Below are 15,121 nucleotides of genomic sequence, written 5' to 3' on the forward strand. Positions count from 1 at the left end.
ACGCGCGAGACGTCGCGCGCTCCAATTATCCCGAAAATGTCCGCGCGCTTCCCTTTTCGACGGACTTTTGCGCCGCGCGTGCGCGCGCATCGGATGAGCGAAAACGCGATGTCGCGCGCATCGTCGGCGAACGCGACGCCTATGCGAACGATTGCGCCGCAAGATGCAAAAACGCCGGCGCGCGGGCCGGCGTTTGCGTTTCCGTCGGTAAGCGTTCAGCGCGATGCCGTCTGCGTGTCGGCGGAGGGCGCGCCCTTCCAGACGACGGCGTCATCGACCGCGTAGAGGCGGCACGGATCGCTGCTTTGCTTCTGGCATCCGGCGATGGCGACGGACATCGGATCGTCGCCGCCTTCCGCCCACGACCACGCGCCGGAATCCGACACGGCGAACGCGCGGCTCGAATACTGGCTCAGGAAGTTGCGATACCCGGCACGTCCGCCTTCATCGACGTACGGCACCGACTGCACCGAGTCCAGGCTCGCGTAGCCCGACGCTTGCGGCGCGCGCGGCTCGGCGACCTGATATTGCACGGACGTCGGCATGCCGATCTGCGCGAGGAACGCCTTCACGCGCGGCCACCAGACCTGCACGCCGTCGCGGTCGCCGACGAGCCGGTGCGCGTCGCTCTTGTACGTGCCGAAATCGACCATGCTCGCGCGCGCGCCGTGCGCGACGAACGCCTCGTACATTTGCGCGGAGAGGTCGCCTTGCCAGACGGAGTCGTTGTCGCCGTAAAGCCACAGCGACGGCAGGCGCACGTGTTCGCCGTAAGCGCCGAACGCGTTGACGAGATTCTTCTGCCAGCCCGCGCATTCGTCCTGACGCAGCCCGCCGGAGAAATTGATGAGACCTCGCACGCCGGGCGCGGACATCGCGTCGCGCGCGCCGTAGGCGATGGACGTCAGCCCGCCGTGCGACGTGCCCGCCACGACGATATGCGTCTTGTCCACATACGGCTGCTGGCTCATGTACGCGACGGTCGCGGCGACATCGCGCGCCTGCGCGAAGCCGTTCGCTTCGACGTTGCAGCCGCGGCCGGCGTAGTCGCCGCCCGAGCCGGCGAATCCGCGCCGATTCGGCACCACGACGACATAGCCGTGGCGCACGAACTCGCGTGCGAGCGCGACCGGGCGGTTGCGCGGCTGCGCGTGGGCGTCGCCGGGAAGTTTGCCGTGATTGAAGACGATCATCGGGAACGGGCCCGCGCCGTCCGGCTTGAACACGGTGGTTTCGAGCGCGATGTCGTCTTCCGGCACGCCGATGACCGTCTCGTTCAGCCCGTTGGCGACGACCGGCAGGCTCGGGTCGAGCGCATCGGGAATCTGGCCGAAGACCGGAGCCGTGAGGCCCTCGGATTGACGCACGCCGCCGATTGGTTCGGCGCGCGCGGCGGACGTGACCAACGCCGTCGCGAGCGAGCACAACATGCTGCATCCGACCAACCAGTTTCTGATCGCCATCCGTGAACTCCGACTGCATCCGATCGATGTTGATGTGGCGTGGCCCCGGACTGTTGCCGATCGAAGTCACAAACCTGTCGCGCTGCTCGCGAAGAGCAGTATCGAATGCTGGTTTCGGGAGTCGTGCCCCAAAAAGGCACGACGAATGGCTTCAAACGGGCAATGCAGGCATTAAAGCGGGGCAACGCTCTTTACCAGTGCGCGAGAATGACAACGCGCTGGCGTAAAGAGAGATTACCCGTTCAAAATTGCACTGCACAATAAAGGAAACCCCGTAACCGCTTAATCTGAAAGGAGAAGTTCAGGAAATAAATACCGCCGGAGGTCGGTACTTATATTAAGAACCTATTTACTTTTCTTTTATTTCTCCGTCGATATAAACCCAGCGGCCATTCGCATCGCGCGTAAAGCGGCTGGCTTCGTGCAGACGATGCGCGCGCCCGTCCACCTTGTATCGCGCGACGAATTCGACTTCCTCGCGATTCGCGTCGATGTGCGTGTGGCGCTTGATCTGCAAGCCGAGCCAGCGCGTGCCGGTGTCGGAGGCGTCGAGGTCGGGCGGGCAGGTCGCCGCGTCCCACGTCGCGCGCAGGTAGGCCGTGTCGCCGAGCACGTAGGCGGTGTAGCGCGAGCGCATCAGTTCCATCGCGTTCGCGGGCGCTGCGTGGCCGTCGATGAGACGCCCGCAGCAATCCTCGTAACGCGGCGCGCGCGCATTCGCCTTCTGCGTGGGCGACGCCCCGCCGCACGGACATTCCACCGGCCTCATGCATCGACTCCCGGCATCGCGAGATGACCCGGCTGGCTTCGCACGCGATCCAGCCACGCGCGGATCGCCGGATAGCGCGCGAGGTCGAGACCGGCTTCGTCGGCGACATGCGTGTACGCGAAAAGCGCGATGTCCGCGACCGTGTATCGCTCGGCGACGAAGAACGTGCGCGCGGCGAGATGCTGCTCCATCACGTCGAGCGCGCGATACGAACCGGCGGTTTTGTCGGGCAGACGCGGATCGCCGGGCTGCTTCAGAAATTGCCGGATGAAGCGCGCGACGGCCACGTACGGCTCGTGACTGTACTGCTCGAAGAACATCCACTGCAGCACTTGCGCGCGTTGCAGGCGGTCGTCGGGCATGAGCGGCGTGCCGTCGGCGAGATAACAGAGAATGGCGTCGGATTCGGTGAGCGTCGTCGTCTCGTCGATGCACAACACCGGCACCTTGCCGTTCGGATTGAGCTTGCGGAAGGCGTCGGTGCGCGTGGCGCCGTGCATCATGTCCACTTCATGCCAGACATACGGCAGCTTCAGTTGTTCGAGCGCGAGTCGCACCTTGTAGCAGTTGCCGGACGCCGAAACGCCATGCACGTGATAGGTCATTCGGATGTTCCTGATCGAAGTGGTCGAATCGGTCGATGCGTCACCAGTCGAGCTTCGTGCCGTCGTACTGGATGAAGCGGCCGTTGAAGTCGTCGCGCAACGCACCGGCTTCCGCGATCACCGCGCGCATGCCGCTGACGCTGCGCGCGACGTCGATGGCCGCCGACGGCCCGCCCATCTCCGTGCGCACCCAGCCCGGATGCAGCGCGATGCACGCCGAATGCCGCGATTCCAGCGAAGCCACCTTCAGCGCAGAATTGAGCGCCGCCTTGCTCGCGCGATACAGCCAGCCGGTCGTGCCGCTCGCTTCGCTGATGCTGCCCATCTTGCTCGACACCACGGCGAGCACGCCGTGCGCGGCATCGGTGAGCGGCAGGAGCACGGGGATGAGTTGCATCGGGCCGCGCACGTTGGTGTGCATGACGTCGTCGAAATCGTCGCTGCTGATGGTCTCGACGCCTTCCGTGCGCGGGCCGTACACGCCCGACACGATGATCGCGACATCGAGCCGCTCTTCGTCGAGCTGCCACGCGAGCGCGGCGATCTGCTCCGGCTGCGTCACGTCGAGCGAGATGGTTTGCGCGCCGAGCGCGTCGAGCGTGGAGAGCGCGGCCTTGTCGCGCGCGGTGGCGAGCACGCGCCAGCCGTCGCGGCAATATTCGCGCGCGAACTCGTGGCCGATACCGCGTGACGCGCCGATGATCAGGGCGGTTTTCATGCGTTGTCCTTTGTGGATGGCTTCAGATCAGTTCGATGCCCATCGCCGTCGCTTCGCCCCCGCCGATGCACAGCGACGCCACGCCGCGCTTCAACCCGCGCTTGCGCAACGCGCCGATCAGCGTGACGAGAATCCGCGCGCCCGACGCGCCGATAGGATGCCCGAGCGCGCACGCACCGCCGTTCACGTTGACCTTGTCGTGCGGCAGGTCGTGTTCGCGCATCGCGGCCATCGTGACGACGGCGAACGCTTCGTTGATTTCGTAGAGATCGACATCGTTCGCGCGCCAGCCGTTCTTCTCGAAGAGCTTCGCGATCGCACCGACCGGCGCGGTCGTGAACAACGCGGGCTGCTGCGCGAACGTGCTGTGTCCGGCGACGCGCGCAACCGGCGTCACGCCGAGGCGCTTCGCGGTGGATTCGCGCATCATCACGAGCGCGGCCGCGCCATCCGATATCGACGACGAATTCGCCGCCGTCACCGTGCCGTCCTTCGCGAACGCGGGCTTGAGCGTCGGAATCTTGTCGATGTTCGCCTTGAACGGCTGCTCGTCGCGCGCGATGAGCGTATCGCCCTTGCGGCCTTGCACCGTGACCGGCGCGATTTCCCATTCGAACGATCCGTCCTCGTTCGCGCGTTGCGCGCGGCGCAGCGATTCGACCGCGAACGCGTCCTGCGATTCGCGCGAGAACGCATACGACGACGCGCATTGCTCCGCGAACGTGCCCATCAGGCGGCCTTTGTCGTACGCGTCTTCGAGGCCGTCGAGGAACATGTGATCGAGCACCTGGCCGTGTCCCATGCGCATGCCGGCGCGCGCCTTCGGCAGCAGATACGGCGCGTTCGTCATGCTTTCCATGCCGCCCGCGACGATCACGTCCGCCGATCCCGCGACGAGCATGTCGTGCGCGAACATCGCGGCGCGCATGCCGGAGCCGCACATCTTGTTGATCGTCGTGCAGCCGGTGGAAAGCGGCAGGCCCGCGCCGAGCGCCGCCTGACGCGCGGGCGCCTGGCCTTGTCCCGCGGGCAGCACGCAGCCCATGATCGCTTCGCCGACTTGCTCGGGCGCGAGGCCCGCGCGTTCGACTGCCGCGCGGATCGCCGACGCGCCGAGCTGCGGCGCGGTCAACGTGGCGAAATCGCCTTGAAACGCGGCCATCGGCGTGCGTGCCGCCGAAACGATGACGACCGGATCGCTCTGTGTCTCACTCATGTTTTAGCTCCTTGATGACGCCCTGAATGACGGCGGGAATGGCGCCGAGACGCGCCGCATCGGACGCGATGACGTCGTTCTCCGCCGCATGTGCGCCTTCGCGCGTCAACGCCGCGAGGCACGATTGATACGTCGGGTCCACTGCTTCCTGCGCCCTGATCATCATGCCCATGTTGCGCAGACGGCCGTCGTGGACGCCGTAGGTCCAGCCGTGAACGGTGAGGTCCTGCCCGCGCGCCCAGGCGTCGTTGACGACGGTCGTGCGGCACACGTTGAGCGTCTGCTCGATCGTGTTCAGTTCCACGAGCCGGCGATGCCGCGCTTCGCCCATCGGCCATTCGTCGAGCAGGGCGGCGTGTTTCTCGCGCACGTCTTCCACGTGACGCAGCCAGTTGTCCGCGAGGCCGACGCGCCGCCCGACGAGCGCCGCGCCCACGCCCGAGCAGCCGTAATGGCCGACGACCATGATGTGCTTCACCTTCAGGAGATCGACGGCGAACTGGATCACGGAAAGCGCGTTCAGGTCCGAGTGCACGACCACGTTCGCGATGTTCCGATGCACGAACACTTCGCCCGGCGGCAAGCCGATGATCTGGTTCGCGGGCACGCGCGAGTCGGAGCAGCCGATCCACAGATATTCCGGCGCTTGCTGATGCGCGAGCCGCTCGAAGAAATCCGCGTCCTCCGCGAGCTTGCGCGTGACCCAGTTCTGGTTGTTGTCGAAGAGATGGGCGAGGGGATGAGCGGCTTCGTTGTTTCGGTCAGTCATGGTGATGTTCGTATTGCATGTTTCAAAGGATGCACCGCATGTCGCACGTCATGCGGCGCGCGCGGATGCCTTCTCGAAGCGTTCCGGATAGCGGACGCAGAATCGGATGGCTCCGTCGTAGGGAAAAAAGTCGGCGAGTTCGCCTCGTTGCAGTTGCTCCTTGTGACGCTGCCACAGCGCAGGGTCGAAGAAATCCGCGTGATGACGCATGAACGCTTCGCGCACGCGCGGATCGCCGAGCAGGAACGTGCCGTAGGTTTCCGGAAAGATGTCGTGCGGACCGACGGTATACCACGGCTCGCCCGACAGCTCGTCTTCCTCGTTGCGCGGCGGCGGCACGCTGCGCACGTTGCAATCGGTGAGATATTCGATCTCGTCGTAATCGTAGAACACGACGCGTCCATGCCGCGTCACGCCGAAATTCTTGTAAAGCATGTCGCCGGGGAAGATGTTCGCCTGGATCAACTGCTTGATTGCATCGCCGAATTCCTTGATGCCGTGATCGATGTCGTCCGCATTGCCGTTCTGCAGGAAGAGGTTCAGCGGCACCATGCGCCGTTCGATATACACGTGCCGGATGACGAGCTTGTCGTCTTCGTATTCGATCATCGAGGGCGCTTCCTTCTCCAGCTCGCGGATGAGCGCGTGATCGAGCCGCGCGACGGGCAACGCGACGCTCGAATATTCGAGCGTATCGGCCATGCGGCCCAGCCGGTCGTGGCGCTTCACGAGCAGATATTTGTCCTCGATCTTCGCGCGCGTGGTGTCTTTCGGCGGCGGAAACGAATCCTTGATGAGCTTGAACACATAAGGAAACGACGGCAGCGTGAACACGATCATTACGAGCCCCTTGATGCCCGGCGCGATGATGAACTGATCGCTCGAATGCTTCAGATGATGCAGCAGGTCGCGATAAAACAGGTTCTTGCCCTGCTTCTGCAGGCCGAGCGACGTGTAGATCTCCGCGTTCGGCTTGGCCGGCATGATGGTGCGCAGGAAATGCACATACGCCGACGGCACTTCCATGTCGACGAGAAAGTACGAATGCGAAAAGCTGAAGATGATGAGCAACTGCTGGCGTTCGACGAGCACGGTATCGAGCGCGAGCAGGCCGGGCTTCGCATGACGGATGGCGATGGCGAACGGCAGCAATGAATCGCCGTGAATGATGCGTCCGACGATATACGCCGCCTTGTTGCGAAAGAAGAGCGACGACAGCACGTGAATCTGGAAATTCGGCGCGGGCGCGAAGTCGCCGAAGGCATCTTTCAGCGACTGCATCACGCATTGCACGTCGCGCGTGAGGTCTTCGAACGGCGGCTGCAACTGGAAGTTCGTGACGATGCGCTCGAGTGTCGCCGCGAGGCCGTCCTTGTCCGGGTAATACGCGCGATACGTCGGCTTCGCGGCGGGCTCGTCGTTCTCGATGTATTCGGTCGAAATGGCCGGACGCACGAAGATGAAATCGTTGTTGAAGTACGAGCGATGCAGAATCTTGCAGCATACCGAGTTGAAGAACGTCTCGGCGCATTCCGGCTGCCGGTGCGTCGTGAGCAAGCCGATGTAATGCAGCTTGATCTGCTGCCAGACGTCGTCGTCGATGTTCTCCGCGTCATATTCGTCTTCGAGCAGCGCCACGCATTCCGCGACGCGTTCGTCATACGACGTGATGCGTTCGCGCGCGAGTTGCGACATCGCGCGCCAATCGCCCTGTTCGAAGAGCGTCTTCGCGCGGACGGCGGCTTCGCGGAACACGCGGTAATGCCGGTCGAAACCTTCGAGCAGCGTCTGCGCGACATCGAAGCCGATTTGCGATGAGAGCAGTTTGGGAAAGTGGTTCATGTCGGCTCACATCATGCGGCTTTCGAGCGGCGCGCGCGTTTGTCGATGCCCGCCGCGAGCAGCGCGCGGCCTTGCTCTTCGTAAGCGGCGAGTTCGTCGAGCGTGGTGTTCAGGTCTTCGAGCTGGCGTTGCAGCACTTCGCGATGCGCCGCGATGGTGTCGATGAACGCGCGAAGCTGCGTGGCGGTGCCGGTGGGGGAATCGTAGAGATCGAGCAGCGTGCGAATCTCCGACAGCGTGAAGCCGAGCCGCTTGCCGCGCAGCGTGAGCTTCAGGCGCGTGCGGTCGCGCGAAGAATACACGCGGCGCAGGCCGTTCGCGCCTTCGCGTCGCGGTGCGAGCAGGCCCTGATCTTCATAGAAGCGGATGGCGCGCGGCGTGACGTCGAACTCGCGCGCCAAATCGGTGATCGTGTAATGCGTGGGCTGGGTCATCGGAAAACCGCCATGCGCCGGCGCGCGTGCAACGTTAGAATGACGTTTACGTTATCGTCAACTCGGCCCGAATGCAACGCGGCGAAACCGCACTGCCGCGCGACCGCCATCCACCATCCAAAGGCACCGATGAACGCACTCGAACATCAGCTCGATTATGTATTCGCCGACGAATTGCCCGAGCCGGGCGGCGTGAAGGAAGTCGCGCCCGGCGTCTATTGGCTGCGCATGCCGCTGCCGTTCGCGCTCGATCACATCAACCTCTGGCTTTTGCGCGATGAAATCGATGGCGTGCAGGGCTGGACGGTCATCGATTGCGGCATTGCGAACGAAAGCATCCGCGCGAATTGGGAACGTGTGTTCGATACCGTGCTCGGCGGTCTGCCCGTGTTGCGCGTGATCGTCACGCATTGCCATCCGGATCATCTCGGTCTTGCCGACTGGATTTGCGAAGGCGGCGACAAGCGGCGCTGGAACGTGCGTCTGTGGATCTCGCTCGGCGAATACGCGATGGGCCGCGTGATGGCCGCGGGCGATGGCTCCAACGCGGGCGGCGAGCGCGCGGCGGCGCATTTCGCGGCGCACGGCATGACCGACGAAGCATCGCTCGATGCGTTGAAGAAGCGCGACAGCTATTACCCGACGCTCGTGCCGTCGATGCCGCGCGAGTTTCGCCGTATCCGCGATGGCGAGCGTGTGCGCATCGGCGCGCGCGAATGGGAAGTGGTGTCGGGCTACGGTCATTCGCCCGAACATAGCGCGTTGTATTGCGCATCGGACAAGCTGCTGATTTCCGGCGACATGGTGTTGCCGCGCATTTCGACGAACGTGTCGGTGTTCGCCATCGAGCCGGAAGGCAATCCGCTTGCGTTGTATCTGGGATCGCTCGGGCGATATGAAACCATGCCCGCCGATGTGCTCGCGTTGCCGTCGCACGGCAAGCCGTTTCGCGGCGTGCAGACGCGCATCGGGCAATTGCGGGAGCATCATCGCGCGCGGCTCGCGGAAGTGCGCGAGGCATGCGCCGAAAAGCCGTGCAGCGCCGCCGATATCGTGCCGATCATGTTCAGGCGCAAGCTCGACATTCATCAGATGACGTTCGCGCTCGGCGAAGCGCTCGCGCATTTGAACCTGCTTTGGCTCGATGGAACGCTGAAACGTCAGACCGGCGACGATGGCGTGATTCGCTTCGCGCCGGCCTGATATCGATCACTGCACGGAAACCGCGCCGAAGTTCTGCCGCCCGAACGGACTCACGTTATAGCCGCTGACATTGGCGCGCGTGAGCGCCGCAGCCGTCGGATAAACGAGCGGAATCCACAGCGCCTGATCGTGGATGATCTTCTGCGCATCCACATACGACTTCGTGCGCTTCGCGACATCCGGCGTGGCCTTGCCGTCCGCGATCAGCTTGTCGAGTTGCGGATCGCAGAAGCGCGCGAAGTTGATGCCCGACTTCACCGCGTTGCAACTGAAGAGCGGCGAAAGATAGTTGTCCGGATCGCCGTTGTCGCCGGCCCAGCCCATGAAGAGCATGTCGTGCTGACCCTGCTTCGCTTCCTTGATCAGCTCGCCCCATTCGATCACCTTCACTTGCGCCTTCACGCCGATCTTCGCGAGATCGGCTTGCAGCAACTCGGCGCCTGCCTTCGGATTCGGATTCAGCACGCTGCCGTTCGGACGCACCCAGATCGTCGTTTCGAAGCCGTTCGGCAAGCCCGCATCGGCAAGCAGCTTCTTCGCGCGATCCACCGAATACGGATACGCCTGCACGCTCTTGTCATAGCTCCACGTGTTCGGCGGATACGGATTCACCGCAGGCGTCGCGGTGTTGTCGAACACGGTCTTCATGTAGGTCGTGCGATCGAACGCCATGTTCAGCGCCTGACGCACCTTCGGGTTATCGAGCGGCTTCTTCTGCGTGTTCAGCGCGACGAACGCGGTCATGAACGCGGGCGTTTCGCTGACCTTGAGCGACTTGTCCTTCTTCGCATCGAGCACGTCCTGCGGCTTCGGCGACAGCGCGATCTGGCATTCGCCCGCCTTGATCTTCTGCGCGCGCACGGACGCATCGGGCGTGATGGCGTAGATGAGGCGATCGATCTTCGGCTTCGGTCCCCAGTACGAAGGATTCACGTCGTAGCGAATCACCGCATCTTTCGTATAGCTCTTGAGCACGAACGGTCCGGTGCCGATAGGCTTGCTATTGATATCGAGCTGCTTGTTCGCCTTCAGCAACTGGTCCGCGTATTGCGCCGAATAGATCGATGCGAAGCCCATCGTGAGGATAGGCACGAAGGTCGCGTTCGGCTCGTTGAGTTCGAACTTGACGGTTTGATCATCGACCTTGGTCACGGCTTTGATTAGCTTCACGAGACCCATCGATTGCGCATGCGGAAAGCCGCTCGCGCCCGCCACCTTGTGCCACGGATTGCTGTCCGACAGCATGCGCTCGAACGTGAAGACGACGTCGTCTGCATTGAGCGGGCGCGTCGGCTTGAAGTAATCGGTCGTCTGGAACTGCACGTTCGGCCGCAGATGGAACGTGTACGTGAGCCCGTCGCTCGATACGTCCCACTTCTGTGCCAGCGACGGCGCGACCTTCTTCGCGGCTTCGTCGTACGAGACGAGCGTGTTGAAGATGACATCGGCGGAAGCGTTCGTCGTCACGAGCGAATTGAACTGCACGACATCGAAACCATCCGGGCTCGACTCGGTGCAGACGGTGAGGGGCTTCGCCATCGCGAGCATCGGCGCGGCCATGAAGACGACAGCGAATGCGGCTGTAAAGCGGTTGAGGCGCATGAGATCTCCCGTGACTCTCGGTCACACATCGGTGTTCTTGTTGCTTGAAAGGCGTCGGACGCGCGATGCGAGCAAGCACCGCGCCCGCGCGCGTAGCTTATCCAACGAAACAATCGGCGACAACGAAGCATTGCGCATACCGTTATGCGTTCGCGCGGCGGCATCGGCTTGCCGAAGACGGCGCATCACGCTACACTGCCCCGGTCTTTGGGGAGTAGCCTTCCTTCCGTCGCGAAGGAGAACGCGTCAACATCCTCGGCTCTACTGCCGTGGCGCGTTCGACCGGTCCGGTTTGGCGAGACCATTGATGCGCCATGCCGTTCCTGGCCGGACGGGCGTCGCGCATCATGGTTCGCTGACGTCCGGCCGTGGAATCATCGTCGTGTCCCCACAATCAAAATATCCATTCCTGTTTTGCGTCCGCATTTGCGCATGCGTGATGCCCGAATCTCATCGTTCGATGCGGGGTGCCGCATGACGATGCTCTTCATCGAACTCGCGTTCATGCTCGCGATCATCCTCGTCGCATCCGAGCTTTTCACCAACGCGCTCGAGCATCTCGGCGAGCGGCTCGGCATTTCGGAAGGCGTGACGGGATCGCTGTTCGCGGCGGTCGGCACGGCGCTGCCGGAAACCACGGTGCCGATCATCGCGCTATTGGGCGGCACCGCGAGCCGCGCGGTCAACGAAGAGATCGGCGTCGGCGCGATTCTCGGCGCACCGCTCATGCTCGCGACGCTTTCCACTTGCCTGATGACGCTCGCCATCATGAAATCGCGCGGCTTGCGCGGCGTCATCATGCCGGAGCGCACGGGCTTCACGCGCGATCTCAACTTCTTCCTCGTGGCGTTTCTGATCGCGGCAGGCGCGATGTTCGTCCCGCATCACGCGTGGCAGGTGCGCGCGCTCTTCGCGGCCGGTCTCGTCGCGCTTTATGTGATCTATGTGATCGCGACGTTCCGCGCATCGGCGAATCTCGTCGATAGCGGTCACGGCACCGAAGCGCCCGAAGCGCTTTTCATTTCGCGCGTGGGACTCAAGACCAGTCTCGGCTCGATCGTGCTGCAGTTCCTGATCGGCATCGTGCTGCTCGTCGGCGGCGCGAAGGGCTTCATTCATGGCGTGCAAGGCGTGTCGCAGGCGCTCGGCGTATCGGCGCTGCTGCTGTCGCTCATCATCATTCCGATCGCGACGGAGCTGCCCGAGAAGGTCAACAGCATTCTGTGGGCGCGAAGAGGGAAGGACACGCTCGCGTTCGGCAACATCACCGGCGCGATGGTGTTTCAGGGCACGTTGCTGCCCGCCATCGGCATCATGCTGACGCCGTGGGAGCCGCGCATCGAAGTGCTGACCGGCGTGTTGATCACGCTCGCGGCGGCGGCGTGGCTGCGCTTTCATGCGCGCGGCAATGGCGTCGCGCTGTGGGCGCTGCTCGGCAACGGCGTGCTGTACGCGGCTTATCTGACGCTGACGCTCGGACGCTGATTCCCGATGCCCGCGCCGAAAAGAAAAATGCCCGCGCAAGGCGGGCATCGAGGTCGAAGCAGCGCGTCATGACATCGACGCGTTGTTCTTGTTGTTGATTGTTTATCGGCGTCGATCCAAAAAAATTTAAAGGCGCGCGGCCTGCTGATAACGGCTCGCCGCGTCGATGCGCGCGCTCGCTTCGCGAAAGCCCCGGCCCAGCGACATGCGCGCGGCTTCCGCCGTCTGCATGAGCGATGCATCGAGCGCCTGAATGTCGCGCGCGGCTTGCAGCGTCGCCGGTTCGTGATCGTTCTGCAACTGCATGATGATCGGCGAGCGCACTTCGGCCACGCGCGCCGCTTCGATCCAGTCTCCCGCAGCGGCGGCCGCGGCCATCGCGTGCGTGAGCGCCATCGCGTTGGTCAGCAATTCCTGTTGGCTCATTTCTTACTCCGTGCGATTCGGCGCTTACTTGTTGGTGGCGAGCGCGCCCGCGCTGTTCGTGCCGCCGAAAAGCTGCGTCAGATACGTCGTGTTGCTCTGCATGGACGCCATCAGCGTGTTCAGCGCCGTGAACTGCGCCTGATATTGCGCGGTCAGGCTGTCGGCGTAGGTCTGCAACGTGTTCGTCTGATCGGTCAGGCTCTTCAGGTCGGCATTGAGCGCCGTCGTGCGCGTATCGATGATGCCGCCCGTCTGCAGAAACGACGTGACCTTCGAATTGAGCTGCGTGCCGATGCCGTTCGTCGGGTTGAAGAGCTGCTGCACGCGCGTCGGGCTGTTCGAGAGCGCGGTCGAAAGCGTCGAAGAGTCGATCGACAGCGTGCCGTCGTCCTGCAGGTCGATGCCGATCGACGCGAGGTTCGTCGTCACCGATGTCGATCCGGACGTGGAGTTCACGCCGCTCGTCACGATGTTCGCGAGCGTGCTCTGAATGCTTTGAAGCATCGAGTCGCCGAGCAGCACGCCGCCTTGCGAGCCGGCGCTCTTCGTCGAGTCGAAGGACGACAGCGCGGCGGCCTGGCTCACGAAGGAGTTGTACGCATCGACGAACGCCTTGATCGAGCTTTGTTCCGTGGTCGTGTCGGACGCGACCGTCAGCGTCTGCGTGCTGCCGGCAGCCGCGGACGTGAGATTGAGCGTCACGCCGCCGATGGCGGTCGTGAGCGTGTTCGTGGGACTCGTGGCGGCGGTGCCGTCGATGGTGAGCGAGGCGTCCTGCGCCGGCGACGTCTGCGTGTAGTTGCTGCTGCCCGTGCCGTACGAAAGCGACGAATCGACGCCCGTGCCCGCCGTCACCGAAATCGTGTTCGCGGCGCCCGTGTTCTTCGACGCGAGCACGAGATGCTGGCCGTCCGTGCCGGTCACGATGGTCGCGCTGATGCCGGGGTTGTCGCTTGCCGTGTTGATCGACGATGCGATGCTCGACAGCGTGTTGGTGCCGTCGAGCGTGAGGTTCATCGAACTCGATCCGAGACTCAGCGTCAGCGTGCCGGTGCCGAACGTGTCGGTGGCGGCGTGCGCCGTCGACGAAATCTTCTGCGCGCTCGCCACGTTGTTCACCGTGATCTGATACGAACCCGCGACCGCGCTCGTGCCGGCGGTCGCCGTGAGTCCGCTGCCGCTCGCCGTCGCCGTGTACGCCGCGAGCGCGGAGCCGTCGGCCAGGCCGGACAAGGTGCTTTGCATGGAAGACAGCGCGGACTTGATCTGCGAGACGGCGGAGAGCAGCGTGTTGTCGCTCGACGTCTTGTTCGCGATCTGCGTGGCCTGGGCGGTCGTCTTGGCGGTGACGAGCGAAGAAACCAGCGACGAGACATCCAGACTGGAATTGGTCGCGCCGCTGATGATGGACTGCGCTGCAGCGGCCAGCGTGGCGCTGACGTCGGACGAACTCGTGGTCGAGGTGGTGGTGGTCATCGGATGCTCCGGACAGACTGCCTATATTCAAGTTGCGAGCTTTCGTGAGCGGCGCATCGAACGTCTTCGCGCCGGGCGCGCCGCTAACGAAAGCTGGGAGGCAAGCCTCCCAGTCGTGCAAAAACCCCGCTCATACCGCAGCGGGGTTGATGAGTGCGCTTAGCCGAGGAGCTTCAGCACTTGCTGCGGCATCGAGTTCGCTTGCGCGAGAACCGAGATGCCCGCTTGCTGCAGCACCTGCGCCTTCGACAGGTTCGCCGTTTCTTGCGCGAAGTCCGCATCGGTGATGGCCGATTGCGCTGCCGACAGGTTGGTCGACTGCGATTGCAGGCTGGTGACAGCCGACGTGAAGCGGTTTTGCTCAGCGCCGAGGGTCGATTGCAGCGTGTTGACCGTGTTCAGAGCCGTGTCGACATAGCCGATCACGTTCTGCGCGCCGCTTGCCGTCGAGATGTCGACGCTGACCGAACCGAACAGGCCGGTCGAGCCCATCGAGACGCTGCCGAAGTCGACGCTCAGCGTCTGGTTCGCCACTGCGCCGATCTGGAACGACACCGACGAAACCGAACCCGACAGCATGGCCTGGCCGTTGAACGTCGTCTGGTTCGCAACGCGGTCCAGTTCGCCGAGACGCTGGGTCACTTCCGTCTGGAGGTAGCCGCGCTGCGTGTCGGAGAGCGAGCCGTCGGCTGCTTGCACGGCCAGCTGGCGGATACGTTGCAGGTTGTCCGTCGTCGAGCTGAGGCCGCCCGAAGCCGTCTGGATCATCGAGATCGCGTTGTTCGCGTTCGACACGCCCTGGTTCAGCGCGTTGACGTACGACGTCATGTTCGTCGAAATCGCGAGACCCGCTGCGTCGTCAGCCGCGCTGTTGATGCGCTTGCCCGACGAAAGGCGGTTAATAGCCGACGACAGCGCGCTTTGCGAACCAGCCAGGTTCTTTTGCGTAGCTTGCGACAGCGTATTGGTATTGATGTTCAACATGACTTGAATCCCTCTTTAAAGTGTGGCGCCTTTAAGGCTTACATCAGTTACGGCGTCGCGCTGTTTAAGAAGTTACGCTGACCGCCTTACCTTAGGTTATCGGGCCGCCCGAAAAAAACTTTAGGGGGC

Annotated in this window: 14 protein-coding genes and 1 riboswitch; of the genes, 2 read left to right on the top strand and 12 right to left on the bottom strand. The window is 63.4% G+C overall.

The features are described from left to right. Positions 1–215: 215 nt before the first annotated feature. The 8 genes from NCR39_RS00355 to NCR39_RS00390 all read right to left on the bottom strand — a co-directional run bounded on the left by NCR39_RS00355 (position 216) and on the right by NCR39_RS00390 (position 7,816). Positions 216–1,463: a dienelactone hydrolase family protein gene (locus tag NCR39_RS00355; protein WP_250450048.1), complete on the bottom strand. Its 1,248-nt coding sequence runs from the start codon at positions 1,461–1,463 to the stop codon at positions 216–218. Positions 1,464–1,812: 349 nt separating this feature from the next. Further along, on the bottom strand, positions 1,813–2,232 hold the full coding sequence (locus tag NCR39_RS00360) for a YchJ family protein (RefSeq protein WP_250450049.1): 420 nt from the start codon (positions 2,230–2,232) through the stop codon (positions 1,813–1,815). Continuing rightward, the gene (locus NCR39_RS00365) at positions 2,229–2,837 is read right to left on the bottom strand and encodes a glutathione S-transferase family protein (protein WP_250450051.1); all 609 of its coding nucleotides are present in this window, start codon (positions 2,835–2,837) and stop codon (positions 2,229–2,231) included. The genes NCR39_RS00360 and NCR39_RS00365 overlap by 4 nt, the downstream gene beginning before the upstream one ends. 40 nt (positions 2,838–2,877) lie before the next feature. Continuing rightward, entirely contained in the window at positions 2,878–3,555 is a 678-nt protein-coding gene (locus NCR39_RS00370; RefSeq protein ID WP_250450053.1) for an SDR family oxidoreductase, read from the bottom strand. A gap of 22 nt (positions 3,556–3,577) precedes the next feature. Beyond that, positions 3,578–4,771, bottom strand: coding sequence for an acetyl-CoA C-acetyltransferase (locus NCR39_RS00375; protein WP_250450055.1), 1,194 nt, complete (start codon positions 4,769–4,771; stop codon positions 3,578–3,580). After that, on the bottom strand, positions 4,764–5,540 hold the full coding sequence (gene can / locus NCR39_RS00380) for a carbonate dehydratase (protein WP_250450057.1): 777 nt from the start codon (positions 5,538–5,540) through the stop codon (positions 4,764–4,766). The genes NCR39_RS00375 and can overlap by 8 nt, the downstream gene beginning before the upstream one ends. 48 nt (positions 5,541–5,588) lie before the next feature. Continuing rightward, the gene (gene aceK, locus NCR39_RS00385; RefSeq protein ID WP_250450059.1) at positions 5,589–7,382 is read right to left on the bottom strand and encodes a bifunctional isocitrate dehydrogenase kinase/phosphatase; all 1,794 of its coding nucleotides are present in this window, start codon (positions 7,380–7,382) and stop codon (positions 5,589–5,591) included. Positions 7,383–7,393: 11 nt separating this feature from the next. After that, positions 7,394–7,816 carry a MerR family transcriptional regulator gene (locus tag NCR39_RS00390; RefSeq protein WP_250450060.1) on the bottom strand — a complete coding sequence of 141 codons (423 nt, stop codon included), beginning with the start codon at positions 7,814–7,816 and terminating at the stop codon, positions 7,394–7,396. A gap of 129 nt (positions 7,817–7,945) precedes the next feature. Between NCR39_RS00390 and NCR39_RS00395 the strand changes: the two genes are divergently transcribed. Next, on the top strand, positions 7,946–9,019 hold the full coding sequence (locus NCR39_RS00395; protein WP_250450061.1) for an MBL fold metallo-hydrolase: 1,074 nt from the start codon (positions 7,946–7,948) through the stop codon (positions 9,017–9,019). A gap of 6 nt (positions 9,020–9,025) precedes the next feature. Here the strand turns inward: NCR39_RS00395 and NCR39_RS00400 are convergent, their stop codons facing one another. Then, positions 9,026–10,621, bottom strand: a complete 1,596-nt coding sequence (locus NCR39_RS00400; protein ID WP_502800147.1) for an ABC transporter substrate-binding protein — start codon at positions 10,619–10,621, stop codon at positions 9,026–9,028. A gap of 197 nt (positions 10,622–10,818) precedes the next feature. After that, a riboswitch (yybP-ykoY riboswitch) is annotated at positions 10,819–10,991 on the top strand. Positions 10,992–11,095: 104 nt separating this feature from the next. On the opposite strand from NCR39_RS00400, the gene NCR39_RS00405 reads away from it, so the two are divergent. Continuing rightward, positions 11,096–12,106 (top strand): sodium:calcium antiporter, encoded by a 1,011-nt coding sequence (locus tag NCR39_RS00405; RefSeq protein ID WP_250450062.1) that lies wholly within the window; start codon positions 11,096–11,098, stop codon positions 12,104–12,106. A gap of 126 nt (positions 12,107–12,232) precedes the next feature. Here the strand turns inward: NCR39_RS00405 and fliT are convergent, their stop codons facing one another. From fliT to NCR39_RS00420, 3 genes are all read right to left on the bottom strand, one after another. Beyond that, positions 12,233–12,532 (bottom strand): flagellar protein FliT, encoded by a 300-nt coding sequence (fliT, locus tag NCR39_RS00410; protein WP_250450063.1) that lies wholly within the window; start codon positions 12,530–12,532, stop codon positions 12,233–12,235. 24 nt (positions 12,533–12,556) lie between these two features. Continuing rightward, on the bottom strand, positions 12,557–14,008 hold the full coding sequence (gene fliD / locus NCR39_RS00415; RefSeq protein WP_250450064.1) for a flagellar filament capping protein FliD: 1,452 nt from the start codon (positions 14,006–14,008) through the stop codon (positions 12,557–12,559). Positions 14,009–14,167: 159 nt separating this feature from the next. Then, a complete protein-coding gene (locus tag NCR39_RS00420) occupies positions 14,168–14,992 on the bottom strand; it encodes a flagellin domain-containing protein (RefSeq protein ID WP_250450065.1) in 825 nt (274 codons plus the stop codon). Between the last annotated feature and the right edge of the window lie 129 nt (positions 14,993–15,121).

It is taken from the genome of Caballeronia sp. ATUFL_M2_KS44 (assembly GCF_023630965.1).
GTDB lineage: Bacteria > Pseudomonadota > Gammaproteobacteria > Burkholderiales > Burkholderiaceae > Caballeronia > Caballeronia concitans.

Bases quoted from the DNA above. Each gene is read 5' to 3' on its own strand.
- NCR39_RS00355 (WP_250450048.1), bottom strand. From the start codon at position 1,463: ATGGCGATCAGAAACTGGTTGGTCGGATGCAGCATGTTGTGCTCGCTC.
- NCR39_RS00360 (WP_250450049.1), bottom strand. From the start codon at position 2,232: ATGAGGCCGGTGGAATGTCCGTGCGGCGGGGCGTCGCCCACGCAGAAG.
- NCR39_RS00365 (WP_250450051.1), bottom strand. From the start codon at position 2,837: ATGACCTATCACGTGCATGGCGTTTCGGCGTCCGGCAACTGCTACAAG.
- NCR39_RS00370 (WP_250450053.1), bottom strand. From the start codon at position 3,555: ATGAAAACCGCCCTGATCATCGGCGCGTCACGCGGTATCGGCCACGAG.
- NCR39_RS00375 (WP_250450055.1), bottom strand. From the start codon at position 4,771: ATGAGTGAGACACAGAGCGATCCGGTCGTCATCGTTTCGGCGGCACGC.
- can (WP_250450057.1), bottom strand. From the start codon at position 5,540: ATGACTGACCGAAACAACGAAGCCGCTCATCCCCTCGCCCATCTCTTC.
- aceK (WP_250450059.1), bottom strand. From the start codon at position 7,382: ATGAACCACTTTCCCAAACTGCTCTCATCGCAAATCGGCTTCGATGTC.
- NCR39_RS00390 (WP_250450060.1), bottom strand. From the start codon at position 7,816: ATGACCCAGCCCACGCATTACACGATCACCGATTTGGCGCGCGAGTTC.
- NCR39_RS00395 (WP_250450061.1), top strand. From the start codon at position 7,946: ATGAACGCACTCGAACATCAGCTCGATTATGTATTCGCCGACGAATTG.
- NCR39_RS00400 (WP_502800147.1), bottom strand. From the start codon at position 10,621: ATGCGCCTCAACCGCTTTACAGCCGCATTCGCTGTCGTCTTCATGGCC.
- NCR39_RS00405 (WP_250450062.1), top strand. From the start codon at position 11,096: ATGACGATGCTCTTCATCGAACTCGCGTTCATGCTCGCGATCATCCTC.
- fliT (WP_250450063.1), bottom strand. From the start codon at position 12,532: ATGAGCCAACAGGAATTGCTGACCAACGCGATGGCGCTCACGCACGCG.
- fliD (WP_250450064.1), bottom strand. From the start codon at position 14,008: ATGACCACCACCACCTCGACCACGAGTTCGTCCGACGTCAGCGCCACG.
- NCR39_RS00420 (WP_250450065.1), bottom strand. From the start codon at position 14,992: ATGTTGAACATCAATACCAATACGCTGTCGCAAGCTACGCAAAAGAAC.